Raw genomic sequence first — 23,039 nt, forward strand, 5'->3', positions numbered from 1 at the left:
CGCTCACGGCTTCTCGCCCGTCGCCTCCTCCGTCGCCTCGTCCGGCGCGTCGCGAGCCGTGCCCTCCTGGCTCGCCTGCTTCTCCTGGAACCTGCGCAGCAGCTCCTTCTTCCGGTCCTGCGGGTCGGTTCCGCCGCCCACCTGCTTGCCCCGGCCCCCGCCACGCAGCGCCTTGCGGCTCAGGTTGCTGCGGCTGCCGCCGACTCCCAGCATGTTCCCGGCTCCACCTCGGCTCATCACGGCCTCCTCCCACTCGACCCAACGAGACGAACCGTCTCGATTCAGTGACACCACTGTCCGGCGAGACGTATCGTCTTGTCAACCTGTTAAGTTCGACCCATGGCCCAACAGTCCGCTCAGCCCCAGCACAAGCCCGCCCCCGACTCGGCCCGGCGCAGCGAGAGGTCCCGCCGCGCGATCTACGACGCCGCCCTCGCGCTCGTGACCGAGGTCGGCTACCCCAAGACGACCATCGAGGGCATCGCCGCCCGCGCCGGCGTCGGCAAGCAGACGATCTACCGCTGGTGGTCGTCGAAGGCCGAGGTCCTGCTCGAGGCGTTCATCGACCTGAGCGCCCGGACGGCCGAGGACGCGGCCCGGCCCGAGGCCGTCGGGGAGTACGCGGAGTACGAGATCCCGGACACCGGTGACCTGGAGGCGGACCTCAAGGCGGTCCTGCGCGCCACCGTCGACGAACTGCTCGACCCCCGGTTCGAGGCCCCGTCACGGGCCCTGGCGGCCGAGGGCGTCGTCAACGAACAGGTCGGCCGCGAGTTCGTCGGCAAGCTCCTCGAGCCCCAGCTCCAGCTGTACGTCAAGCGCCTGCGCGCCGCCCAGGGGCAGGGTGCCGTACGCCCCGACATCGACCCCCGCGTCGCCCTGGAACTCTTCGTCTCACCGCTCGCCCAGCGCTGGCTCCAGTACACGGGCCCCATCTCGTACGAGTACACGGACAAGCTCGTCGAGTACGCACTCCACGGCCTCGCTCCCCGCTGAGTGCGGGCCCGCACGGGCGCCCACGGCCGCGTCCTGGTCCCGAGCCCTCGTCCCGCGTCCTCGTGAGCGGGGCCGAGGCCTCACCCGCGTCGGGCCAGCCGTCCCGGCGCGTCCGTGATGATGCCGTCGCAGCCGAGCGCGAGGGCCCGGTCGCGCTGCGCCCGGGTCACCACCGTGTGCGCCCACACGCGCGGGATGCCGGACCTGACGGCCCGGACGAGATCGCGGTCGCGGGCCCTGTGGTCCACGTCCAGGACGTCCACGAACGGTCGCCACCGCTCCGGCCGGTCCGTACGCATCTGCCGGGCCGACCGCCACAACTGCGAGAGCAGGCCCATGCGGTGGGTGCGCAGGGCCACCGCGGGATGGTTGGAGTTGACCAGCACCGAGCGGGTCAGACCGCGTGCCCTGATCATGGCGGCGAGGGCCCCCAGACTCCGCGGGTCCTTCGCCTCCAGCATCAGCACCACCCGCCCGCCGAAACGGTCCAGCACCTCGGCGAGCGTCGGCGGACGCTCCGAACGCCAGCTGCCCGGCAGCGCGGCCCGGGGGCGCAGTCGCACGCCCTGCCAGTCCCGCCGGTCCAGGCCGTGCACGGGGCCGCCCATGTAGGTCGTGCGGTTCAGGGTCGCGTCGTGCATGACCACCACCGTTCCGTCGCGCAGCATCCGGGTGTCCAGGTCGAGCACCTGGGCCGTCCCGCGCTCGTACGCGGTCACGAGCCCCGACATGCTGTTCTCCGGCACCTCCCGGGCGCCGCCGCGGTGAGCCGTGTAGACGACGCGGGGGAGCGCGGCCACCGTCAGCGGGCCGGCGCCCCACTCCAGCGGAGTGACCGCCCCGGCCTGCCCCACGAGAGCCAGTGACGTGAGACCGGCGATGCCCGTCAGCGCAGTCCGTGTGACCATGCCGACACCGTAGGCGGCCAAATCACGTCAAAGTATGTAATGACACTCGATCCTTGCCCGGGCGGGCATTGCCCCACCTCCCCCGGATGTGGGCTCCGGCCCCCCGAAGCGCAGGATGGTGCGACCATGAGGCATGCTTTCCGCACGATAGCCAGGCGAGGGGATCGATGAGCGCAGAGACGGGCGGCCGCTCCGGCGGGCAGGGCAGGATCTCCCAGTGGCTGCGCGGCCGGCGTCCACGGCCGGACGCCGCGGCCGACTCCGCGAGCCGTGAGGAACTGCTGCTCGCCGCCGCGGAGGCCGGGCTGCCACTCGCGCCCGCCGCCCATCCCTCCGCCTACCGGTGTTCCTGTGATCGCGTCGGGTGTCCCACCCCCGCGCGCCACCCGGTCTCGTTCGCCTGGCAGACGCAGTCCACGACCGACCGGGCGCAGATCGAGCGGTGGGCCCGGCATCAGCCGCTGGCCAACTTCATCACCGCGACCGGCATGGTGCACGACGTGCTGGACGTGCCGCTGGAGGCCGGGCAGGAGGCGCTGGAGCGGTTGCTCGCGTCCGGTGTCGAGGTCGGGCCCGTCGCCCTCTCGGGGGGTGACCGGATGCTCTTCTTCACCGCCACGCGGGGTACGCCCGAGGACGAGGACGAGTGGTGGCCGTGCGAGCTGGACTGTCACCCCGAGACGATGGACGAGCATCCGGGGCTGCGGTGGCACTGCCGGGGGTCGTATGTACTGGTGCCGCCGGCGCGGTTGGCCGGGGACCTGACCGTGGAGTGGGCGCGGGGGCCCGAGCATCCGTTGCCGGATCCGTTGTCGTTGCTCGAGGTGCTGACCGATGAATGTGCTCGGTATGCGGGGGTCGAGCGGGAGCAGGTTGCGGCGTGGCCGTTGCGGGGGTGACGGTGACTCCGTCGGGGTGGGTTTCTCGTCTGCGGGCCGGCTGTGGCTGGTCGCGCAGTTCCCCGCGCCCCTGAAAAGACTGCGCAGTTCCCCGCGCCCCTGAGGGGTGAGCTCTTCCCCCGGGCGTCCGAAAAGATTGCGCAGTTCCCCGCGCCCCTGAGGGGTGAGCTCTTCCCCCGGGCGTCCGAAAAGATTGCGCAGTTCCCCGCGCCCCCAGAAGAAGCCTGCCGATTCCCCGCGCCCCCGTTGAGCGCTATTCGCCCTTCGCCGCTGTCAAGCCCTGGATTCTGCCCAGGAACTGCACCTGTGCGTTCTGTGCGGACTTCGCCGGGTCCAGGACCGCCTGGTTGGAGATGGACTCCAGGGTGAGGGACTGTTTGGGCTCGCCCGTCATCAGGGCCTTCACGTCGGCGTTGGTGACGTTGATGGGAACGCCCTGGGCCGCCGTCTGCTTCTGGTAGTGGCGGGTCGTGAAGAAGACGAGGGCGCCGCCGTCCGTGGTGCGCAGGCCGACCGGAGCGTAGTCGCCGGAGGCCAGCGGCTCGTCGATGTACTGCTGGGCGAGACCGGGGCGGGCCGCGCTCGCCGCCCGGTCGGAGCGCCACTTGGTGGTGTGGGCGCCGGGGGCGAAGGCGTCGCCGCCGTCCTTCAGGTACGTCGCGTACTGCTGGGGCAGGCTCCCGGGGGCGACCGCCAGGTCCGCCGCGTCCGCCGTGACCGGCTCGGCCCAGCCGTCCTCGTCCTTCTTGAACTCCGGTATCTCCTTGGCGGCGGTGATCGTCAGATAGGAGACCTGCCACAGCTCGTTCGCCTCGCCACGGGTGAACACCAGCAGCCAACGGTCCTCACCACGGCCCTTGTTGGCCTTCGAGTCGGTGACGAACCAGCGCGGCCAGCCGGCCTTCTCGGGAATGGTGAACTCGGTGTCGGTCAGCGTCAGGGGCACGTAGTCGGGATTGCCGCCCGGCTGGTTCGTGCCACCGGCCTTCAGCTTCGCCCCGTCGATGTCCCCGAGGGCGCCCGTGACCCGGTCCGCGTCCAGGGACGGGTCGTTGGCGCCGTTCGCCTCGTTGTAGGCGGCGGTGAAGTCCTTCAGGGCGCGCGCGGCCTCGGCCTTCGTGGCCCCGGGGAGGATCTCCCGTTCCCCGTGCACCACCACGCATCCGCTCGCCGTCACCGACAGCACGGTCACCGAGGCCGCGGTCAGCGCGCTCCGGCCAAGCCTGCGAGGCCTACGTGGGCCGCGATCCCTGCTCATCAGGTGCCTTCACCTTCCCCTTCCCGGAGGCGAAACCCTACCGGGGCCGGGAAGGACGCGGGCGGCGGGATCACGTACCGGGCCCGCACTGTGATCTATTGCGCTCGCGGCGGGATCCCCGGCGTCCGTTGCGGACCGCTTCCGCCCGGTCTCAGACCTCTTCGACCTTTTCGCGGAGCGGAGCGGACGGCTTCGCCCCCGCCCGGCCGGACCGTTGGGGCGCCAGGAAGAACGCGAGTGTCGGCACCAGGTACGCGACCCACACGACGACCTGGACGACGGTCGGGTCGGGCTGGAAGTTGAGGACGCCCTTCAGGAGCGTGCCGTACCAGCTGTCCGGGGGGATGGTCCCGCTGATGTCGAAGGCCTTGTTCGTCAGGCCCGGCAGGAAGTCGGCCTCCTGGAGGTCGTGGACGCCGTACGCGAGGACGCCCGCGGCCACGACCACCAGCATGCCGCCGGTCCAGGTGAAGAACTTGGCGAGGTTGATGCGGACCGTGCCCCGGTAGAAGAGGTAACCGAGGACGACCGCGGTCAGGATGCCGAGGAGCACGCCGATCAGCGGGCCCTGGGTGCCGTCGCCCGACGCGCGCACGGACGCCCAGACGAACAGGGCCGTCTCCAGGCCCTCGCGCCCCACCGCCAGGAACGCCGTCGCGACCAGCGCACCCGTGCCCATCCGCAGGGCCGCGTCCAGCTTGCCGTGCAGTTCGGACCTCAGGTGCCGGGCGGTCCGCCGCATCCAGAAGACCATCCACGTCACCAGGCCGACGGCGACGATGGACAGCGAACCACCGAGCGCCTCCTGCGCCTCGAACGTCAGCTCCTGGGAACCGAATTCGAGGGCGAAGCCGAAGCCGAGGGCGATCCCGACCGCGACGCCGATACCGATCCAGACGGGCTTCAGGGCGTCCCGGCGGTCCGTCTTCACCAGGTAGGCGATGAGGATGCAGACGACGAGGCTCGCCTCCAGGCCCTCGCGCAGACCGATCAGATAGTTGCCGAACACGGCCTACGCCTCCTTGGAGTCCTTCGAGAACAGCGCCCGGCCCCACCAGTCGTCCTTGTCACGGACGCCGGGCGGAATCGCGAAGACCGCTGAACCCACGTGCTGGATGTACTCGTTGAGCGCGTCGGGTGCCAGGCTCCGCTGCACCGGAATGAAGCCCTTGCGCACGTCCCGCTGGTAGGCGAGGAAGAACAGGCCCGCGTCCAGGCGGCCCAGCCCGTCCGTGCCGTCCGTGAAGGAGTAGCCGCGGCGCAGGAGCGTCGCCCCGGCGTTGGTGTCCGGGTGCGCGAGCCGTACGTGCGCGTCGGGCTTCATCGCCTTCAGGAACGGCTTGTCCCGCTCCTTCGCCTTCCCGACCGGAGCGCCCTCGCCCTTGTCACGGCCGAAGATGTCCTCCTGCTCCTGGAGGGAGGTCCGGTCCCACGTCTCGATGTTCATGCGGATGCGCCGGGCCACGAGGTACGAGCCGCCCGTCATCCAGGCCGGTCCGTCCTTCTCCTCGACCCACACGAACTTCTTCAGCCGGTCCGTCTCCGTGCCCGCGATGTTGCGGGTGCCGTCCTTGAACCCCATGAGATTGCGGGGGGTCTGGGCCTCCGGAGTCGTCGAGGACGTCTTGCCGAAGCCCAGCTGGGACCAGCGGACGACGACCTTGCCGAAGCCGATCCGGGCGAGGTTGCGGATCGCGTGCACCGCGACCTGCGGGTCGTCCGCGCATGCCTGGACGCACAGGTCGCCGCCGCTGCGGTTCCCGTCGAGGTTGTCGCCCGCGAACTTCGGCAGGTCGACGAGGGCCTGCGGCCGCCGGTCCGCGAGGTCGAACCGCTCGAACAGCGAGGGGCCGAAGCCGATGGTCAGGGTCAGCCGCGACGGCTTGAGCCCGAGCGCCTCACCGGTGTCGTCCGGCGGTGCCTCGGCCAGGCCGCCGTACGCGCCCTCGCCCACCGCGTGCCCGGCGGTCATCCGCCGGGCCGCCTCGGTCCAGTCCTTCAGCAGCTGGACGAACGCGGCCCGGTCCGTCGTCTTCACGTCGAAGGCGGCGAAGTGCAGCCGGTCCTGCACCGGGGTGGCGATGCCCGCCTGGTGGGTGCCGTGGAAGGCGACCGCGGCGCCCGATCCGGCGGCGGTCGGTTCGACGTCGTCGCCGCTGCGGGTCGCGGCCACCGCCCCGCCGGCCGCGGCGGCACCCAGCGCGAGCCCGGCGCCGCCCCAGCCGATCAGCGAACGCCGGGACGGCGTACGGGAGCCGGAGCCGGCCTGGGCCGCGGAGTCCGCCCGGGCCGTGGAGCCGGTCGGGGCCGCGGAATCGGTCTCGCCGAGGGAGTCACCGGCATTCGTGCTGTTCGCGGCACCCGCGGCACCCGCGGCACCCGCGGCATCCGCGGCATCCGCGGTGTTCATGGCGTTCGTGGCGTCCGTCATGGCGGCAGGTCCCTACTTCACCACGGCGGCGGCGAGCTTGGACAGCGGCTCCGCGAGCGCGTTCACCGCGTCCGAGAGCTCCTTGCGGTCGGCCTTGCCGACCTTGTCGTACGAGGTGAACTCGTAGGAGTTCTTGTCCTTGCGGTACTTGTCCAGCAGCGTGTCGAGCGCCGCGAACTGCGTGTCGAGCTCCTTCGTCAGCGCCGCGTCGTTCTCCGAGGCGACCGGCTTCAGCAGCTCGTACGACTTCTGGGCGCCCTCGACGTTCGCCTTGAAGTCGACCAGGTCGGTGTGCGAGTAGCGCTCCTCCTCACCGGTGACCTTGCCGGTGGCGACCTCGTCCAGGAGTTCCTTGGCGCCGTTGGCCATCGAGGTCGGGGTGATCTCCGCCTTGCCGACCCGGTTCTGCCAGTCCTCCAGGTCCTTGACCAGCTGGTCGGCGAGCTCGGAGTCCCGGTCGGTGAGCTTCTTGTCCTTCCAGAGCGAGCGCTCCAGGCGGTGCCAGCCGGTCCAGTCCTTCTCCAGGTCCTGGCCCTCCTCCAGGCCGTCCTCGCGCAGGTCGACCTTCGGGTCGATGTCACCGAACGACTCGGCGACCGGCTCGGTCCGCTCCCAGCCGATGCGCGAGTCGGCGTAGGCCTTCTTCGCGGCCTCGATGTCACCGGCCTTGACGGCGTCGGTGAAGACCTTGACCTTGGGCAGCGTCTCGTCCGCCTGCTCCTGCGCGTACTCCCGGTAGGAGGCGACCGCCGTGTCCAGGCGCGGGTCGCGCTCGGCGACCTTGCCGCTGCCGGTGGCCTTGACGTCCTGACGGATGCCCTTGCCCTTCATGCCGGGCTTGCAGGCGATCCGGTAGTCGCCCGCCTTCACCTCGGCGGTGACCTTCTGGCTGGTGCCGGGGCCTATGTTCTCGCGCTCGGTGACGATCCGGTCGTCGGGGAAGAGGAGATAGACCTCGGTGACCTTGGAGCCCTTGTTGGTCACGTCGATCTGGACGTGACCGGCGGGGAACTCCTTCTTCGACACCTCGCACTTGGTGTCCGTGGCCGTCACCTCGACGACACGGCCGTCGCCGGACGCGTCGCTCTTCTCGGTGCAACCCGTGACAGCGGCCAGCGCCGCCACGGTCGCGGCAGCGGTGACGGAGAGTCGGACGGCTCGCATACAGGCTCCAAGAGGGTCACAGGGCAGGCAAAGGTTCCGAGTGAGGCTGGCCTAACTTATCTGAGGCTTACCTGACCGAAAGCCGCCCGTCCAGTGATTCAGCTCTCATGGACGCCGTATGAGCACGACCGGGTCACGGAGGCCCAATACACCCCCCACGTAACGGTCAAAGACGGGTCAAGAACCCCGCACGGGGGCCACCAGGACCCCGCCGGTGCGCGGGTGGGCGAAGACCTCCACCGGCTGTTTGTAGATGTCCGAAAGCAGTCGGTCGGTGAAGACCTCGGCCGGTGCCCCGTCGGCCACCGCACGCCCGGCGCACAGGATCACCACCCGGTGCGCGTACGCCGCCGCGAGACCCAGATCGTGCAGCACCACGACCACCGCGTCCCCGTCGCGCGCTCTGTCCCGGCAGATCCGCAGCACCAGTTCCTGGTGCCGCAGGTCCAGAGCGGCCGTCGGCTCGTCGAGCAGCAGCAGCCGGGTTTGCTGCGCGAGCACCCGGGCGAGCGCGACCCTGGCCCGCTCGCCGCCGCTGAGCGCCGAGAAGGGCCGGGCCGCGAACTCGGTGACCTCGGTCGCCGCCATGGCCGCGGCCACCGCCGCGTCGTCCGTCTCCGACGCGTACTCCTGCGCCCCGCCCGCCCACGGCGCCCGCCCCATCCGTACGACGTCCTCGACCGGGAACGGGAAGGAGAGCGACGCGGACTGGGGGAGCACCGCCCGGCGCAGGGCCAGTTCGTGCGCCGACCAGTCGGACACGGGGCGGCCGTGGACGCGTACGACACCCGCGTCGGCCGGGACGTCGGCGGCGAGCGTGCCCAACAGGGTGGACTTGCCCGCCCCGTTGGGGCCGACCAGTGCCAGCACCTCGCCCGCGCGGGCCCTGACGTCCACGCCGGACAGCACCTCGCGGCCGCCGAGCCGGACCCGCAGGGCCTCGGCCTCGGCGAGTACGTCGCCGGGCGCCACGGGGCCCGGCGGAGCGGTCCTCGTGCGGAGCCACCTCATGCCCAGCCTCCCTGCCTGCGACGGGTCCTGCGCAGCAGCCAGAAGAAGAACGGGCTGCCGAAGAGCGCGGTCAGTACACCGAGCGGCAGCTCGGCGGGCTCGGCGACGGTCCGTGCCGCGAGGTCGCCCGCGAGCAGCACCACCGCACCGCCCAGGGCGCTGCCCGGAAGGAGAAAGCGATGGCCCGGGCCCGCCGCCATGCGCAGCAGGTGCGGGACGACGAGCCCGACGAAACCGATGACACCGGAGACGCTGACGGCCGCGGCGGTCAGCAGCGCGACCACCAGGACCAGGACGATCCGCAGCCGCTCGACGTCCACACCCAGGTGCCGCGCCGGACGCTCGCCGAGAGCCAGCAGGTCCAACTTCCGTGCGTAGAACGGCGCTACGACCAGTCCCGCCGCGGCGCACGGCAGCACCGCCAGCACTTTCGGCCAGGTCGCCTGGGAGAGCGAGCCGAGCTGCCAGAAGGTGATCTGGTTCACCGCCGCGGTGTCGGCCAGGAAGATGAACAGGCCGATCAGCGCGCCCGCGAAGGCGTTCACCGCGATACCGGTGAGGATCAGCGTCACGACCTCCGTACGGCCGCCCGAGCGGGACATCGAGTACACGAGCAGCGCCGTGCCGAGCCCCGCGACGAAGGCGAAGGCCGGAACCGTCCAGGTGCCGAGGAATCCGAGACCGAGCGAGATCGCGGCCACCGCGCCGACCGCCGCACCCGACGAGACGCCGATGACGCCCGGCTCGGCCAGCGGGTTGCCGAACACGCCCTGCATGAGCGCGCCCGCGCAGCCGAGCGAGGCGCCGACGAGCAGCGCGAGCACGATCCGCGGGAAGCGCACGTTCCAGAGCACCGACTCGGGGACGCGGGGCAGTTCGCCGCCGCCCAGGCCCGCGCGGTGCGCGACGGACGACAGGACGTCACCGGGCGGGATCTCGTACGCGCCGAGTCCGGCGGAGGCCAGCGTGAGCAGCAGGAGGAGAGCGGCCAGGCCGACGGTGAGCAGCCAGGGGGCGCCGCGGCGGGACCGGCCGGGAGGGGTGCTCGCGGGCGGGGCCTGCGGGACCAGGTCCTCGTGGGCGGCGGCCTTGTCGGTCACGGTCACTCGGTGTCCTCGTACAGCTGGCTGACGATGCACTTCAATACCTGGTCCGTGCGGGGGCCGTAGTTGAGGAGGACGCCGTCCTCGACCGAGACGACCCGGCGGTCCATCCCGGCAGGGGTCTGCGCGACGCCCGGAATCCTGACCAGGCCGTCCATGCCGCCGACGGACTCCAGGCCCTTGGACATGACGAGGATCGCGTCGGGGGCCGCCTGGGCGAGGGCCTCCGTGGTGATCGCCGTGAAGTCCTTCTTCAGGCCCGCCTCGGCGCCCGCGTCCACGGCGCCGGCCGCCTCGAGCAGGGAGGTCGCCCCCGAGCCCCTGCCGCCGATCAGATAGACGGACGCGGAGCCGCGCAGGTACAGGAACGCGACGCGCGGCTTGTCGGTGCGCTGCGGAATGTCCTTGCGCACGGCGGCGATCCGCTGTTCGGAGCGCCGGGTCAGTTCCTTCCCCGCGGCGCCGACTCCGAGGGCGTCGGCGACCGCCTCGATCCGCGGGCCCACGTCGTCGAGGCCCCGGGCCGGGGCGACGACGAGGACGGGTATGCCCGCGTCGCGGATCTGGCTCATCGCCTCCGCCGGCCCGGTCGTCGCCTCGGCGAGCACGAGGTCGGGCTTCAGCGACAGCACGCTCTCCGCGGAGACGTCGTGGTTGCGGGTGACCACCGGCAGTTTCTCCGCCTGCGTGAAGGTGGCGGTGATGTCGCGGGCGACGACACGGTCGCCGAGACCCAGGGTGAAGACGATCTCGCTGAGGCTGCCGGAGAGCGGAACGACGCGTCGGGCGTCCTTGACCGTGACGTCACGGCCGTCGGACGAGCGCACCGTGACCGGGAGTTGGGGAGCGGGGGTGTCCGTCAAGGGCTCGACACGGTCTGCGGCGTCGGCCTCGGCCACGGGCTCGCTCGCGGACGATCCCTCCTCGGAGGAACAGCCCGTCGCCGTGATCGCCAGCACCGCGAGCAGTGCTCCCGCCACTCGTACACGCATGCGTCGCACGACCGCGTCCGTCCTTCCGGTTGACCGGTACGGCAGGAGCCGCGCCCCTGCCGGGGGCGCGGGGACCGCACGCCGGTCACGCACGGCCGGCTGCCGACAAGAACCCGCGGTCCCTCTTCTGTCTCATCCGGTGCTTCCCGCCCCGGCGGACGTAGCTTAGGTTAGCCTTACCTATCTTGCCAGGATGGCATCGCATCCGGCCAGATCCCGCCCGCTCCGGAGGACATCCATGCCCTCGCACCTACGCACCTGCGTGACCCTGCTCTGCGCAGCGGTCCTGGTGGCACTGCTCCCGGCCGGCCAGGCCCAGGCGGCGAACCGGACCGTGCAGGGCGGCCGCCTGGACTGGGGCATCAAATCCTCCTTCCAGAGCTACGTCACCGGACCGATAGCCAACGGCTCCTTCTCGCTCACCGGTGGCGCCGCCACGGTCGGCGGCAGCCAGTTCCGCTTCCACTCGGCGACCGGCACGTACGACGGCTCCTCGGGCTCCTTCAACGCCGGCTTCTCCGGCGGAGTCCACTTCCTCGGCCACAAGAAGGGCGACGGCGGCCACCAGCTCGACCTGACGATCAGCCGACCCACCGTCCGCCTCGCGGGCGGCGGCGGCACCCTCTATGTCGACGTCACCAGCAAGGCGAAGGGCACCGGGACGGTCACGACGTCCTCACAGGTGCCCTTCGCCTCCCTCTCGTTGGGCGGCATCGACATGAAGGGCGGCGGCAGCGCCGTCCAGCTGAACAACCTGCCCGCCACGCTGACCGCCCAGGGCGCCAAGTCCTTCGCCGGGTACTACACGGCGGGCACCGCCCTCGACCCGGTCAGCCTCTCCGCGGACGTGCAGCCGGCCGCCGCCGAGCCGTCGCGTACGCCGGCCCCCTCCCCGTCCAAGTCCAGGGCGAAGAAGGAGACTTCCGGCCGGATCGAGGACGGCGCCGTCGACTGGGGTGTGCGCAGGACCTTCCGCGAGTACGTCACCGGAGCCATCGCCGACGGCGAATGGAAGCTCAGCGGGGGCGCCCAGGACGGCGGCGCGCTCTTCCGCTTCCCCGAGGGCGCGGGCACCTACGACGAGAAGAAGCAGACCCTCGACGCGACCTTCGCCGGAGCCGTCCGCTTCACCGGCGAACAGGGCCTCGACCTGTCGCTCGGCAAGGTACGGGCCGAGGTCACGGACAGCGGAAAGGGCACGCTCTACGCCGACGTCACCAGCGGCAGCGGCAGCGCCACGAAGAAGAAGGTGCCGCTCGTCACCTTCACCGCCGAGAACCTCACGCCGAAGGCCGGCCTCGCCCGGGTGACCGAGGCGCCCGCGAAGCTCACCGCCGACGGGGCCGAGGCCTTCGGCGGCATGTACAAGGCGGGCACGGCGATGGACCCGGTCTCCCTCGCCGTCGCACTCACCGACAGCGCGGAACTGCCCGCCCTGCCCGATCTGGGCAGCACGGAGTCGGCCACTCCCGAAGCCGCCGCGGACGAGCCGAAGACCGCGGAGCCCAGGGCGGAGCCCACCGCGAGTGGGACGGGCTTCCCCGCCCTGCCCGTCGGCCTCGCGGCCGCCTCCGTGCTCGCGGTGGCCGCCGCCCTCCTCGTCGTCCGCAGGCGCCGTGCGCGGCCGGCCGACGGCACCCCCGAAGAGAGCTGAACTCTCCACCGCCGTCCGCCGGTCGAGCGGACTCCCACCCACCTGACCGAGGAGAAACACGCCCATGGCCGCCAACCGCCGCCGCCCCATAGCCCTTGCCGCCGCCTGCGCGACCGCCGTCACGCTCGGTGCCACCGCGATCGCCGCGACCTCCGCGTCGGCCGCCGAAGTGCCGCTCAAGGGCTACGAGTTGACCTGGGGCATCAAGCAGTCGTACCGCTCGTACGTCACCGGGATGGCGGGCGGCAGCTTCACACCCGAGGGCGGCGCCACCCAGGCCAAGGACAACGGAGCGTTCACCTTCGTCAACGGCACGGGGAGTTATGACTCCGAGGCCCACACCGTGGCACTCGGCTTCGAAGGTTCCCTGAAGATCGTCTCCAAGCCGCACGGCTTCGAACTCGCCCTGTCCGACGTGAGGTTCGACAGCAAGGCCGCCAGAGTCACCGCCGACGTGACGAAGAGCGGCACGACCCAGCAGGACGTGCCGCTCGCCGAGGTCACCGTCAACCGCACGATGACCGAGATGGCGACCAAGCTGACGAAGGAGGCCGGGGACGCCCTCGGCAGCGCCAGTTACACGGGTGCGGCCGGCGACCCCCTGACCGTGCTGGAGAAGAAGACCGAGTCGCCGAAGCCGACACCCTCGGGCTCCACGACGCCGTCGGCCACCCCCTCCACCACGCCGTCCGGCACTCCCTCGGGCACCCCGTCCACCACGCCCTCCACGGACCCGACGGGGTCCACGAGCCCGACCCCCTCGCCCACCGGGGCGGACACCGCGGGCGACATCACCGACGGCACCCTCGGCTGGGGCGTCAAGCAGTCCTTCCGTACGTACGTCGTGGACGGCGTGGCCAAGGGCAAGGTCACCGTCTCGGGCGGGGCCTCCCAGGCGTCCGGCAACGGGATCTTCACCTTCGCCGACGCCACCGGCACCTACGACACGGACGCCGACACCCTCAAGGCCTCCTTCAAGGGCTCGGTCAACTTCAAGGGCCACGAGGACAACGGCAGTTACGGCCTCGACCTCACCCTCAGCGACCTCAAGGCGGCGATCGACGGCCGCTCCGGCAAACTGACCGCCGACGTCGACAGCCTCGGTGAGAAGTCCGCCGACGTGACCCTCGCCGAGCTCAGGCCCCAGTCCGCCGAGCTGACCGCGGAGAACGACGTCATCACCCTCGACGACGTCACCGCCACCCTCACGAAGGCGGGCGCCGAGGCCTTCGGCGGCTTCTACCAGGCCGGCGCCGAACTCGACCCGGTCGACCTCTCGGTGGCCCTGTCCGAGGACGCCGAACTCCCGGACACCGACCCGACGTCGTCCACCGGCACCACGGGCGGCACGACCTCCGGAGGGACCACCGGCGGTGCGGGTACGACCGGCTCCACCACGGGCGGGGTGACGGGCGGCCTGGCCTCCACCGGCTCCGACGTCCCCGTCGGCGCGCTCGGAGCCGCCGCCGCGGTCACCGTCGCGGCGGGCGCGGGCGTGGTGGTCGCCGTACGCCGCCGCCGTACGACGGGCTCCGCGCAGGCCTGACCCGAAGACGGCACGCACCCGACCGCCGCCCCCGCCCCGGGGACGGCGGCCGGATGCGTGTGCGCAGGCCCCGTGGTGTTTGAATGCCCGCGTGACTGATTACGACGTGCTGCGGGTCTTCTGCGGGCCGCGCGGTGAGTACGGCAACGAACTCGGGGTCGTACGGGAGGGTTCCGTACTGCCCGAGCAGGACGAGCGGCAGGCGTTCGCGGCCAAACTCGGGTTCAGCGAGACGGTGTTCGTGGACGACCCCGAGCGCGGGGTCATCGACATCTACACACCCGGCGTGCGGCTGCCCTTCGCCGGATACCCCTGCGTCGGTGTGGCCTGGCTGCTCGACGTGCCCGAACTCGTCACGCCCGCGGGCGTGGTGGGCACCCGGCTCGACGGAGAGTTCACCTGGATCGAGGCCCGCCCGGAGTGGGCACAGCCGCGCACCCTGCGCAGGTACGCCACGGCCGCCGAGGTCGACGCGCTGGAGGTGCCGCCGGCGGGGGACTGGATTTACGCCTGGGCGTGGGAGGACGAGGCGGCGGGCCGGGTCCGCGCTCGTGGCTTCCCCGGCCGGGGCGACGGCGTCCAGGAGGACGAGGCGACGGGCGCCGCGGCCCTCCAGCTCACCGCCCAACTGGGCCGCGCCCTGAACATCGTCCAGGGCGCCGGTTCACAGCTCCTCACGGCTCCGCAGCCGGAGGGCTGGGTGGAACTGGGCGGCAGAGTGTTCCTCGAACGCTGAACACCACCCGAGCGCACCCCGAAGGGGCACGGGAGAGCCGCGATCCCGTGCCTTTGAGGGCGCGGGGAACGCCGCGATCCTGTGCCCTTGAGGGGCGCGGGGAACGGCGCAGTCCTTGAGGGGCGGGGAACGGCGCGACCGGCCACAGCCCACCCGCACCCGAGAACACGCCCTCGGCGGAACGTCACGCGCTGAGGCGGAACTCTTCCCCCAGCGCCTGGAACACCCCGGTGTTCAGAGCGAACGCCCGCCGGCACTCGGCGACGATCCGCTGCTTCTCCAGGTCGTCCGCGAGGACACCGTCGAGCAGCTCGCGATACCCCCGCTTGAACGCCGCCGGGTTCCCGATGTCCTCGAAGACGTAGAACCGCACCCCGTCGCCCTTGCGGGCGAACCCCCAGGTCCGCTCCGCCTTGCCGCGGATGATCTGCCCGCCGGAGAGGTCACCGAGGTAGCGCGTGTAGTGGTGCGCGACGTACCCGCCGGGCCAGGTACGGGCGCACTCGGCGACCCGGGCCGCGTACTCCTCGGTCGCCGGCAGCGCGGTGAGTCCCTCGCGCCAGCCCGCACCCCGCAGATGGGCCAGGTCCCGCTCCAGGGAGGTGAGCCGCAGCAGCTCGGGTTGGATGAACGGGCCCGCCACCGGGTCGGCCGCCAGCTCCCGCGCGCCCGACTCCAGCGCCTCGTACACGAACCACAGCTGTTCGGTGTAGCGCGCGTACGCGTCCACGCCGAGCCTGCCGCCGAGCAGGTCGCTCATGAACGTCGAGGTCTCCGCCTCCACGTGCTGCTCGTGCGACGCGGTGCGGATGAGCGTCGAGAACGGTGTGCTCGACGAGTTCATGAAGACCTCCGGGGCCGAAGGGGGACGAGAGCCGGGCCCATCTTCTATGGTTAGGCTTACCTAAGTCAAAGCTTTTCCCGACGTCCTGTCGGCAAAATCGTACCCCGTATGCCCGCCCGGTCCACATGAAGAAGCCGCCCACTCTGTGCGAGCGGGCGGCTTCGGAGAAAAGGCAGGTGGAGGGCGCGGGCCCTCACGGGCTACGGGAGGGTGAGCACCTCGGCCCCGGTGTCGGTGACGACGAGGGTGTGCTCGAACTGCGCGGTCCGCAGCCGGTCCTTCGTGACGACCGTCCACCCGTCGTCCCACATGTCGTAGTCGTGGGTCCCCAGCGTCAGCATCGGTTCGATCGTGAAGGTCATCCCCGGCTGGATCACGGTCGTCGCGTGCGGGCTGTCGTAGTGGGGGACGATCAGGCCGGAGTGGAACGCCGAGTTGATGCCGTGCCCGGTGAAGTCCCGCACGACCCCGTACCCGAACCGCTTCGCGTACGACTCGATGACCCGGCCGATGATGTTGATCTGACGGCCCGGCCGGACCGCCTTGATGGCGCGGTCGAGGGACTCACGGGTCCGCTCGACGAGCAGCCGCGACTCCTCGTCCACGTCGCCGACGAGGTAGGTGGCGTTGTTGTCGCCGTGCACGCCCCCGATGTACGCCGTCACGTCGAGGTTGATGATGTCGCCGTCCCGCAGGACCGTGGAGTCCGGGATGCCGTGACAGATCACCTCGTTCACGGAGGTGCACAGGGACTTCGGGAAACCGCGGTAGCCGAGCGTGGACGGGTAGGCGCCGTGGTCGCACATGTACGCGTGGGCGACCCGGTCCAGTTCGTCCGTGGTGACACCGGGCGCGATGAGCTTCGCGGCCTCCGCCATCGCCCGCGCGGCGATCCGGCCGGCGACACGCATCGCCTCGATCGTCTCGGGCGTCTGCACCTCCGGCCCGGTGTACGGGGTCGGCGCGGGTTTGCCGACGTACTCGGGGCGGCGGATGTTTCCGGGCACGGAACGGATGGGGGACAGCTCCCCTGGAACGAGCAGCGACTGGCCAGACATGCCAGGGAGTCTAACCAGCGGGGATGGGGGAACATGTCGGTGGCGAGAGGAGCTGGTCATGGCCCTGTTCAAGAAGCGGACGGTCGGGAAACCGGGCGAGTGGTACTACTGCCTGGAACACAAGAAGGTCGAGGAAGGCCCCGAGTGCCCCGCGAAGGACCGTTTCGGTCCCTACGCCTCCCGGTCCGAGGCGCAGCACGCGATGGACACCGCCCGGGAGCGCAACGCCGAATGGGAGAACGACCCCCGCTGGCACGATTCCGCGGCGCGGGGCTCGGAGAACGACTAGCGGACGACCGGCCACGGTCGTCGCCCCCGCGGGCTCGTCGTGGCCGGTCGCGCAGTTCCCCGCGCCCCTGACGGGGCGCGGGCCCGCGGCTATGAACCGCCGGCGGCGGCCGCCTCCCGCGCCTCCTTCAGCCGCACCGCGTGCTCGTTGGTCCGCACGTCGTACGTCATCAGCTTGGGCAGGCACACCGCCAGCGCGCCCACCGCGGCCACGCACAGCACACCACCGGCCCACACCGACGCCCGCACGTTCATCCACGCGGCCATCCCGCCGGCCCGGACCTGGCCCAGCTGGGGCCCCACCGAGTACGACAGCAGCTCGATGCCGGCCAGCCGCCCCCGCAGCTCGTCCGGGATCGTCTGGTTCCACATCGCCGCCCGGAAGATCCCGCTGACCATGTCGAAACAGCCGCCCAGGGTCAGGAAGAGCAGCACCAGCCAGACGCTGTGAGCGGCTCCCGCGGCCACCATCGCGAGCCCCCAGAACGCCGCCGCCAGCACCACCATCCGCCCGTGCCGGTGGATCCGCGAGGTCCACCCGCTGGTCAGGCTCACCAGCAGCGCCCCGGCGGGCAGCGCCGCGTACATCAGCCCGAGCGACCACTCGGCGTCCAGCTCGTCCGCGAGGAAGGGCAGCACGGCGAGCGGGAAGGCGAAGAACATGGCGGCCAGGTCGATCGCGTACGTCCCCAGCAGCTCCTTGCGGCTCCACGCGTACCGGGCGCCCTCCACGATCGACCTCAGTGACGGCTTCGCCGCCTCGTGCGCGGCGGGCGACGAGGCGAGGCCCAGGACGAGGACGAGCGAGACCACGAAGGTCGCGAGGTCGGCGGCATAGGCCCAGCCGAGCCCCGCGTACGCCACGACGAGCCCCGCGAGGGCCGGCCCGGCGACCCCGCCGACCGTCCAGCGCAGTGAGTTGAGCGCGGCGGCAGCCGGCAGGTGCTCGTGTCGGACGATGCGCGGGGTGAGCGCGTCCAGCGCCGGCCGCTGGACCGCGACGAGCGCGGAGGAGAGCGCGGCGACGGCGTACAGCGGCCACACCACGGGATCCGGGAGCAGCGCGTTGACGAGCAGCGCGACCGAGAGCAGCCCCTGCCCCGCCTCCGTCCACACGATCAGCTTCCGCTTGTCCAGGGCGTCGGCGAGCGCCCCGCCGTACAGCCCGAACACGATCAGCGGTACGAGTTCCACGGCACCGATCGCGCCGACGGCCACCACGGACCCGGTGAGTTCCTTCATCTGCACCGGCAGCGCGACGAACGTCAGGAAGCTGCCGAAGTTGGTGATGAGCCCGGCCACCCACAGCCGCCGGAAGTCGGGGGAGGTCCGCCACGGGGCGAGATCGGGCAGCAGCGCGCGCAGCCGCGAGGCACCGGCGCCGGCACCGGGGGCAGGAGCCGGGGCGCCCGCGTCGTCGTCGGCATCGCGTTCCGTCAAGTCCGTCACGACGGGACATGCTCCGTCGTGGGCCCCGGCCGGTACAAACGCTTTTCCGGCCGCCAGAGGCTTTCAGGTCACCAGCGCGCCGGCGGCGGTGCCGTCAACCGGTCGGCCAGCCGCGACAACCGGTCCCCGAAACGCCGGCGGCCCCGGGGCGCGGGCAGCGAGTTCTCCCCGGCCGCCGCGCTGACCAGGTGCTGCACGGTGTCGAGGTCCAGGTCCGGTTCGCACGGCACCGCCAGCGCCTCGTGCGCCATCGCGTGCAGCTCGCGGTCGCCCGAGTCCAGGGCGAGAACCGTCGCCCCGGCCCGGCGCGCGTCGTGCACCCGCTCCAGGAGCGGGGCGCCCGGCGCGCCCGGCGCCACGACGAGCAGGGTCTCGCCCCGCCGGGCCGCCTCGATCCGGCCGAGTCCCACGGCCAGATGGGCCGGGTCCCCGGGCCGCGCCCCGTGTCGTACGAGCGTCGGCGTCAGCTCGGGCGTGCCCGACCAGGCGGCCTCGTCCACCAGGTGCGCCGCCAGGTGCCACGGCTCGTACTCGGCCGTCCCCACCAGCAGCAGCCCGCCCCCGTGGGGCAGCACGGACGACCGCAGCGCCCCCGCGAACCGCCGGGTCGCCCCCAGCCACTCGGTCCCGGCGAGCACTTCGCGCAACAAGGCCACCCGTACGGCATCCATGCGCACGCATCCTGCCGCAACCGGCCACTCGACAGGTGGAGTTCACCATGAATTCGCCCGACGTGGGCAGAGTGCCCCACTCAGTCGGCAAGGGGAGGTTGTCATGACCAGCAGCGAGGTGTCCGTGCCGTTCCGGGCCGGACAGGAGGGCTGTGCGAGCTTCCGGATCCCGGCCGTCGTCGCCACGGCCGAAGGAACCCTGCTCGCCTTCTGCGAGGGCCGGGTCGGCTCCCGCGACGACTTCGGGAACATCGACATCGTGCTGAAGCGGTCCACGGACGGGGGACTGACCTGGGGGCCGCTCCAGGTCGCCGCCGAGAACGGCGACGCACTCGCCGGAAACCCGGCCCCCGTCGTCCTCGGCTCCGGCCGCATCCTGCTCGTCCACGTCCGCAACGCCGCCCTCGCCACCGAGGACGCCATCCGCCGCGGCAAGGTGAGCGCCGCCGACGGACGCCGCGTCTGGATCTGCCACAGCGACGACGACGGGCTGACCTGGTCGCGCCCGAGGGAGATCACCGGGCAGACGAAGAAGCCGGCCTGGCGCTGGTACGCCACCACCCCGGGCCACGCCCTCCGGCTGACCGGCGGACGGATCGTCGTGCCCGCCAACCACTCCCTCCCGCCGGCCGGCGCCGACAACGGCACCGAGGGCAAGTACAACGGCGGGCACTGCCTCCTCAGCGACGACCACGGCGAGAGCTGGACCATCGGATACGTCGACGACAACACCGACGGCTACATCAACGTGAACGAGACCACCGCCGCCGAACTCCCCGACGGCCGCGTCTACTTCAACACCCGCACCGACTCCACCGCCCCCGGCACCCGCGCCGACGCCTGCTCCCGGGACGGCGGCCGGACCCTCCTCAAGCGCTTCCGCCCGCAGGCCGGCCTCACCGGTCCCGTCGTGGAGGGCAGCGTGCTCCAGCTCCGCGACCCCGACGTCCTGCTCTACTCCGGGCCCGCCGATCCGGGCTTCCGCGCCCTGATGACGATCCGCGCCAGCACCGACGACGGCGTCACCTGGCGGCCGGCGCACACCGTGGACGGACTGCCCGCCGCGTACTCCGACCTCGTGCGCGTCGACGCCGACACCCTCGGACTCCTCTACGAGACGGGCGACTTCGGAGCGTACGAGACGATCACCTTCCGGCGGATCCCCGTGACCGCCCTCACCTGACCTGCACGGACGCGAACCACGCACGTAAGGTCGGCCCATGACCTCTACTGACAGTGCACAGAAGGCCCCCGCGAAGGACCCCTGGGACCTGCCCGACGTCTCGGGGCTCGTCGTCGGCGTGCTCGGCGGCACCGGTCCGCAGGGCAAGGGCCTCGCCTACCGGCTGGCCCGCGCGGGCCAGCAGGTGATCATCGGCTCGCGGGCCGCGGAGCGCGCGCAGGCTGCCGCCGACGAGCTCGGCCACGGCGTCGAGGGCGCCGACAACGCCGAGACCGCCCGCCGCAGCGACATCGTGATCGTCGCCGTGCCCTGGGAGGGACACGGCAAGACCCTGGAGTCGCTGCGGGAGGAACTGGCCGGCAAGCTCGTCGTCGACTGCGTCAACCCGCTCGGCTTCGACAAGAAGGGCGCGTACGCGCTGAAGCCCGAGGAGGGCAGCGCCGCCGAACAGGCCGCCGTGCTGCTGCCGGACTCCCGGGTCGCCGCCGCCTTCCACCACCTGTCGGCCGTCCTGCTCCAGGACCCGGAGATCGCCGAGATCGACACCGACGTGATGGTGCTCGGCGAGGAGCGGGCGGACGTCGAGATCGTCCAGGCGCTGGCCGGGCGCATCCCGGGCATGCGCGGCATCTTCTCGGGCCGCCTGCGCAATGCCCACCAGGTCGAGTCGCTCGTGGCGAACCTCATCTCGGTGAACCGGCGGTACAAGGCCCACGCGGGTCTGCGCCTGACCGACGTGTAGGCGTGCGCACCCGAGGGTGCAGGGGAGGGCGTGCGGGCGCGCTCCGGACGTGGGGGACACTGGAGCCGAGCAGTGTCCCCCTCCGGGTTCCGCCGCGCGCCCGCAGTTCCCCGACAGGAGCCGACCCCCATGTCCCGACTCGCCCTCTACGCCCTCGTCGTCTGCGTCCTCGCCGTCGCGGCGGCCGTCGTCTCCTTCGCCCAGGGCAGCTGGCTGGGGATCGTGTGGGTGCTGCTCGCGGGCCTGTCGTCCAACACCACCTGGTACTACCTGCGCCGGGACCGCGCGCGGCGCAGGGCGTCGTCCGTCACGGGCTGACCGAGCAGTACTGGTCGGTCTCCGTCCAGAACCGGTAGAGGTTCTGCCCGCAGTACGTACGGATCTCGTCGATGTCCAGGGCGCGCAGCAGTGCGTCGATCATGTCGAAGAACACGCCGTTCACCGCCGGGATCCACAGGATCGCGATCACGAGGAGCAGCCCGAAGGGTGCGAGCGGCTCCACCTGGCGGCGGATCTTGTACGACAGCCAGGGCTCGATCATGCCGTAGCCGTCCAGGCCCGGCACCGGCAAAAAGTTCAGCAGCGCGGCCGTGACCTGCAGCAACGCCAGGAACGCCAGGGCGAACTGGAAGTCCGCCGGGACGCCGTCGAGCGCGTCCAGCCAGAACGGGGCCGTGCAGACCACCGCGAACAGCACGTTCGTCAGGGGGCCCGCCGCCGAGATCAAGGTGTGCTTCCAGCGGCCCTGGATGCGGTTCCGCTCGATCCACACCGCGCCGCCCGGCAGGCCGATACCGCCCATCATCACGAAGATGACGGGCAGCACGATGCTGAGCAGCGCGTGCGTGTACTTCAGCGGGTTCAGGGTCAGATAGCCCTTCGAGCCGATCGAGATGTCGCCGCTGTGCAGGGCCGTGCGCGCGTGCGCGTACTCGTGCAGACAGAGCGAGACGATCCAGGCCGCCGTCACGAACAGGAAGACGGCCACCCCCGGCTGCTCGGCGAAGCCCGTCCAGGTGGCCCATCCGGTCACCGCCGTGACGGCCACGATCCCGAGGAAGACGGGACTGATCCGCCGGTCGCTGTGCCGGGTGGTGGCGCTCGTCATGGGGTGGGACTCCCTGTATTGCTCGATCGGGGCCGGGCGTGGCGGGTCGACCGTACCGGTGCTGTGGGGGGAACGTCCTGGGCAGGGTCGGAGGTTCCTGCGGCCCCCGCCTCCGTCCCAGGCTCCTCCCGGTCCACGCGGACGAAATCCGGGGGCGGGTCCGGGACGCCGACAGGGACAATGGTCTCCGTGCGCTACCGCATCCTCGGCACCACCCAGGCAGTACGCAACGACGGCACCCTCGTCCCGGTCGGTGGCGCGCGGCTGCGCGCCCTGCTGACCGTGCTCGCCCTGCGCCCCGGACGGGCCGTGCCCGCCGCCGCGCTGGTCGACGAGGTGTGGGGCGTCGACCCGCCGGCCGACGCCACGGGCGCGCTGCAGGCCCTGGTGGGCCGGTTGCGCAGGGCCCTCGGCGCGGACGCGATCGGCTCCGCCGAGGGCGGCTACTGGCTGCGGGCCGCGGCCGACGACATCGACCTGCACCGCTTCGAGCGGCTCGCGGGCGAGGGTTCCCGGGCGCTGGCCGACGACGACCCCGGCAAGGCGGCCGTCATCCTCGACGACGCCCTCGCCCTCTGGCGGGGGCCCGCCCTCGCCGACCTCCCGGACCGCTCGGCCGAGTCGTCCCGGTGGGAGTCCCGCCGCCTCGACGCCCGGCGGGCCCGCCTCACCGCGGCCCTCGCCCTCGGCCACGCCGAACAGTCCCTGCCCGACCTCACCGCCCTCTGTGACGCCCACCCCCTGGACGAGCCCCTCCAGTCGCTGCGCCTGCGAGCCCTGCGCGACGCGGGCCGCACCGCCGAGGCACTGGCCGCCTACGAATCCGTACGCCAACTCCTGGCGGACCGGCTGGGCACGGACCCGGGTCCCGAACTGCGTTCGCTGCACGGAGAGTTGCTACGGGGAACGCCGGCCGGGACCGACCCCGGCCGGCCACCGAACGGCCGGGGAGCCGGGGCGCCGGCAGCGCGGGGCCCCGGGCAGGCGCCGACCGGGCA

The 23,039-nt window shown here is 72.0% G+C and carries 24 protein-coding genes; 10 read left to right on the forward strand and 14 right to left on the reverse strand.

Annotation, left to right across the window (positions count from 1 at the left end):
- Positions 1–3: 3 nt before the first annotated feature.
- On the reverse strand, positions 4–237 hold the full coding sequence (locus tag KUF83_RS16970) for a DUF6243 family protein (RefSeq protein WP_217455529.1): 234 nt from the start codon (positions 235–237) through the stop codon (positions 4–6).
- A 102-nt stretch (positions 238–339) separates the two neighbouring features.
- On the opposite strand from KUF83_RS16970, the gene KUF83_RS16975 reads away from it, so the two are divergent.
- Entirely contained in the window at positions 340–996 is a 657-nt protein-coding gene (locus tag KUF83_RS16975) for a TetR/AcrR family transcriptional regulator (RefSeq protein WP_217455530.1), read from the forward strand.
- An 80-nt stretch (positions 997–1,076) separates the two neighbouring features.
- Here the strand turns inward: KUF83_RS16975 and KUF83_RS16980 are convergent, their stop codons facing one another.
- On the reverse strand, positions 1,077–1,904 hold the full coding sequence (locus KUF83_RS16980) for a glycerophosphodiester phosphodiesterase (protein WP_217455531.1): 828 nt from the start codon (positions 1,902–1,904) through the stop codon (positions 1,077–1,079).
- Between the two features lie 167 nt (positions 1,905–2,071).
- Between KUF83_RS16980 and KUF83_RS16985 the strand changes: the two genes are divergently transcribed.
- Complete coding sequence (locus KUF83_RS16985) at positions 2,072–2,803, forward strand: bifunctional DNA primase/polymerase (protein WP_217455532.1); 732 nt, start codon at positions 2,072–2,074, stop codon at positions 2,801–2,803.
- A 253-nt stretch (positions 2,804–3,056) separates the two neighbouring features.
- Here KUF83_RS16985 and KUF83_RS16990 read toward each other — a convergent pair whose 3' ends face one another.
- From KUF83_RS16990 to KUF83_RS17020, 7 genes are all read right to left on the reverse strand, one after another.
- Positions 3,057–4,061, reverse strand: a complete 1,005-nt coding sequence (locus tag KUF83_RS16990) for a hypothetical protein (protein WP_217455533.1) — start codon at positions 4,059–4,061, stop codon at positions 3,057–3,059.
- A gap of 151 nt (positions 4,062–4,212) precedes the next feature.
- Complete coding sequence (gene efeU, locus KUF83_RS16995; RefSeq protein WP_217455534.1) at positions 4,213–5,070, reverse strand: iron uptake transporter permease EfeU; 858 nt, start codon at positions 5,068–5,070, stop codon at positions 4,213–4,215.
- A gap of 3 nt (positions 5,071–5,073) precedes the next feature.
- Positions 5,074–6,492: an iron uptake transporter deferrochelatase/peroxidase subunit gene (efeB, locus tag KUF83_RS17000; RefSeq protein WP_254643960.1), complete on the reverse strand. Its 1,419-nt coding sequence runs from the start codon at positions 6,490–6,492 to the stop codon at positions 5,074–5,076.
- Between the two features lie 12 nt (positions 6,493–6,504).
- Positions 6,505–7,656 carry an iron uptake system protein EfeO gene (gene efeO / locus KUF83_RS17005; RefSeq protein WP_217455535.1) on the reverse strand — a complete coding sequence of 384 codons (1,152 nt, stop codon included), beginning with the start codon at positions 7,654–7,656 and terminating at the stop codon, positions 6,505–6,507.
- 177 nt (positions 7,657–7,833) lie between these two features.
- Positions 7,834–8,667 carry a heme ABC transporter ATP-binding protein gene (locus KUF83_RS17010; RefSeq protein WP_217455536.1) on the reverse strand — a complete coding sequence of 278 codons (834 nt, stop codon included), beginning with the start codon at positions 8,665–8,667 and terminating at the stop codon, positions 7,834–7,836.
- The gene (locus KUF83_RS17015; protein ID WP_374106082.1) at positions 8,664–9,773 is read right to left on the reverse strand and encodes a FecCD family ABC transporter permease; all 1,110 of its coding nucleotides are present in this window, start codon (positions 9,771–9,773) and stop codon (positions 8,664–8,666) included. The genes KUF83_RS17010 and KUF83_RS17015 overlap by 4 nt, the downstream gene beginning before the upstream one ends.
- Positions 9,770–10,762 carry a hemin ABC transporter substrate-binding protein gene (locus KUF83_RS17020; RefSeq protein WP_217455556.1) on the reverse strand — a complete coding sequence of 331 codons (993 nt, stop codon included), beginning with the start codon at positions 10,760–10,762 and terminating at the stop codon, positions 9,770–9,772. The genes KUF83_RS17015 and KUF83_RS17020 overlap by 4 nt, the downstream gene beginning before the upstream one ends.
- A gap of 238 nt (positions 10,763–11,000) precedes the next feature.
- Between KUF83_RS17020 and KUF83_RS17025 the strand changes: the two genes are divergently transcribed.
- From KUF83_RS17025 to KUF83_RS17035, 3 genes are all read left to right on the forward strand, one after another.
- The gene (locus KUF83_RS17025; RefSeq protein WP_217455537.1) at positions 11,001–12,416 is read left to right on the forward strand and encodes an HtaA domain-containing protein; all 1,416 of its coding nucleotides are present in this window, start codon (positions 11,001–11,003) and stop codon (positions 12,414–12,416) included.
- Between the two features lie 64 nt (positions 12,417–12,480).
- A complete protein-coding gene (locus KUF83_RS17030; RefSeq protein WP_217455538.1) occupies positions 12,481–13,962 on the forward strand; it encodes an HtaA domain-containing protein in 1,482 nt (493 codons plus the stop codon).
- 91 nt (positions 13,963–14,053) lie between these two features.
- Positions 14,054–14,698: a PhzF family phenazine biosynthesis protein gene (locus KUF83_RS17035; protein WP_217455539.1), complete on the forward strand. Its 645-nt coding sequence runs from the start codon at positions 14,054–14,056 to the stop codon at positions 14,696–14,698.
- Positions 14,699–14,882: 184 nt separating this feature from the next.
- Here the strand turns inward: KUF83_RS17035 and KUF83_RS17040 are convergent, their stop codons facing one another.
- Entirely contained in the window at positions 14,883–15,542 is a 660-nt protein-coding gene (locus tag KUF83_RS17040; protein WP_217455540.1) for a heme oxygenase (biliverdin-producing), read from the reverse strand.
- A gap of 200 nt (positions 15,543–15,742) precedes the next feature.
- A complete protein-coding gene (gene map, locus KUF83_RS17045; RefSeq protein ID WP_217455541.1) occupies positions 15,743–16,600 on the reverse strand; it encodes a type I methionyl aminopeptidase in 858 nt (285 codons plus the stop codon).
- Between the two features lie 58 nt (positions 16,601–16,658).
- Between map and KUF83_RS17050 the strand changes: the two genes are divergently transcribed.
- Positions 16,659–16,889, forward strand: a complete 231-nt coding sequence (locus KUF83_RS17050) for a hypothetical protein (protein ID WP_217455542.1) — start codon at positions 16,659–16,661, stop codon at positions 16,887–16,889.
- Positions 16,890–16,978: 89 nt separating this feature from the next.
- Here KUF83_RS17050 and KUF83_RS17055 read toward each other — a convergent pair whose 3' ends face one another.
- Both KUF83_RS17055 and KUF83_RS17060 read right to left on the reverse strand, forming a co-directional pair.
- Positions 16,979–18,253, reverse strand: a complete 1,275-nt coding sequence (locus tag KUF83_RS17055; RefSeq protein ID WP_217455557.1) for an MFS transporter — start codon at positions 18,251–18,253, stop codon at positions 16,979–16,981.
- Positions 18,254–18,405: 152 nt separating this feature from the next.
- The gene (locus tag KUF83_RS17060; RefSeq protein WP_217455543.1) at positions 18,406–19,008 is read right to left on the reverse strand and encodes a hypothetical protein; all 603 of its coding nucleotides are present in this window, start codon (positions 19,006–19,008) and stop codon (positions 18,406–18,408) included.
- A gap of 103 nt (positions 19,009–19,111) precedes the next feature.
- Here KUF83_RS17060 and KUF83_RS17065 point away from each other — a divergent pair, with 103 nt between their 5' ends.
- From KUF83_RS17065 to KUF83_RS17075, 3 genes are all read left to right on the forward strand, one after another.
- Entirely contained in the window at positions 19,112–20,191 is a 1,080-nt protein-coding gene (locus KUF83_RS17065) for an exo-alpha-sialidase (protein WP_217455544.1), read from the forward strand.
- A 37-nt stretch (positions 20,192–20,228) separates the two neighbouring features.
- Positions 20,229–20,933: an NADPH-dependent F420 reductase gene (gene npdG, locus KUF83_RS17070; RefSeq protein ID WP_217455545.1), complete on the forward strand. Its 705-nt coding sequence runs from the start codon at positions 20,229–20,231 to the stop codon at positions 20,931–20,933.
- Between the two features lie 129 nt (positions 20,934–21,062).
- Positions 21,063–21,251, forward strand: coding sequence for a hypothetical protein (locus KUF83_RS17075; RefSeq protein WP_217455546.1), 189 nt, complete (start codon positions 21,063–21,065; stop codon positions 21,249–21,251).
- Here KUF83_RS17075 and KUF83_RS17080 read toward each other — a convergent pair.
- On the reverse strand, positions 21,241–22,041 hold the full coding sequence (locus tag KUF83_RS17080) for a site-2 protease family protein (RefSeq protein ID WP_217455547.1): 801 nt from the start codon (positions 22,039–22,041) through the stop codon (positions 21,241–21,243). The two genes, KUF83_RS17075 and KUF83_RS17080, sit on opposite strands and share 11 nt — an antisense overlap.
- A 180-nt stretch (positions 22,042–22,221) precedes the next feature.
- Here KUF83_RS17080 and KUF83_RS17085 point away from each other — a divergent pair.
- A partial coding sequence (locus tag KUF83_RS17085; protein WP_217455548.1) for a BTAD domain-containing putative transcriptional regulator occupies positions 22,222–23,039 on the forward strand: 818 nt, incomplete at its 3' end.

The sequence above is a fragment of the Streptomyces sp. BV286 genome (assembly GCF_019090165.1).
Classification (GTDB): Bacteria; Actinomycetota; Actinomycetes; order Streptomycetales; family Streptomycetaceae; genus Streptomyces.

Bases quoted from the DNA above. Each gene is read 5' to 3' on its own strand.
- KUF83_RS16970 (WP_217455529.1), bottom strand. From the start codon at position 237: ATGAGCCGAGGTGGAGCCGGGAACATGCTGGGAGTCGGCGGCAGCCGC.
- KUF83_RS16975 (WP_217455530.1), top strand. From the start codon at position 340: ATGGCCCAACAGTCCGCTCAGCCCCAGCACAAGCCCGCCCCCGACTCG.
- KUF83_RS16980 (WP_217455531.1), bottom strand. From the start codon at position 1,904: ATGGTCACACGGACTGCGCTGACGGGCATCGCCGGTCTCACGTCACTG.
- KUF83_RS16985 (WP_217455532.1), top strand. From the start codon at position 2,072: ATGAGCGCAGAGACGGGCGGCCGCTCCGGCGGGCAGGGCAGGATCTCC.
- KUF83_RS16990 (WP_217455533.1), bottom strand. From the start codon at position 4,061: ATGAGCAGGGATCGCGGCCCACGTAGGCCTCGCAGGCTTGGCCGGAGC.
- efeB (WP_254643960.1), bottom strand. From the start codon at position 6,492: ATGACGGACGCCACGAACGCCATGAACACCGCGGATGCCGCGGATGCC.
- efeO (WP_217455535.1), bottom strand. From the start codon at position 7,656: ATGCGAGCCGTCCGACTCTCCGTCACCGCTGCCGCGACCGTGGCGGCG.
- KUF83_RS17010 (WP_217455536.1), bottom strand. From the start codon at position 8,667: ATGAGGTGGCTCCGCACGAGGACCGCTCCGCCGGGCCCCGTGGCGCCC.
- KUF83_RS17020 (WP_217455556.1), bottom strand. From the start codon at position 10,762: ATGCGTGTACGAGTGGCGGGAGCACTGCTCGCGGTGCTGGCGATCACG.
- KUF83_RS17025 (WP_217455537.1), top strand. From the start codon at position 11,001: ATGCCCTCGCACCTACGCACCTGCGTGACCCTGCTCTGCGCAGCGGTC.
- KUF83_RS17030 (WP_217455538.1), top strand. From the start codon at position 12,481: ATGGCCGCCAACCGCCGCCGCCCCATAGCCCTTGCCGCCGCCTGCGCG.
- KUF83_RS17040 (WP_217455540.1), bottom strand. From the start codon at position 15,542: ATGAACTCGTCGAGCACACCGTTCTCGACGCTCATCCGCACCGCGTCG.
- map (WP_217455541.1), bottom strand. From the start codon at position 16,600: ATGTCTGGCCAGTCGCTGCTCGTTCCAGGGGAGCTGTCCCCCATCCGT.
- KUF83_RS17050 (WP_217455542.1), top strand. From the start codon at position 16,659: ATGGCCCTGTTCAAGAAGCGGACGGTCGGGAAACCGGGCGAGTGGTAC.
- KUF83_RS17060 (WP_217455543.1), bottom strand. From the start codon at position 19,008: ATGGATGCCGTACGGGTGGCCTTGTTGCGCGAAGTGCTCGCCGGGACC.
- KUF83_RS17065 (WP_217455544.1), top strand. From the start codon at position 19,112: ATGACCAGCAGCGAGGTGTCCGTGCCGTTCCGGGCCGGACAGGAGGGC.
- npdG (WP_217455545.1), top strand. From the start codon at position 20,229: ATGACCTCTACTGACAGTGCACAGAAGGCCCCCGCGAAGGACCCCTGG.
- KUF83_RS17075 (WP_217455546.1), top strand. From the start codon at position 21,063: ATGTCCCGACTCGCCCTCTACGCCCTCGTCGTCTGCGTCCTCGCCGTC.
- KUF83_RS17080 (WP_217455547.1), bottom strand. From the start codon at position 22,041: ATGACGAGCGCCACCACCCGGCACAGCGACCGGCGGATCAGTCCCGTC.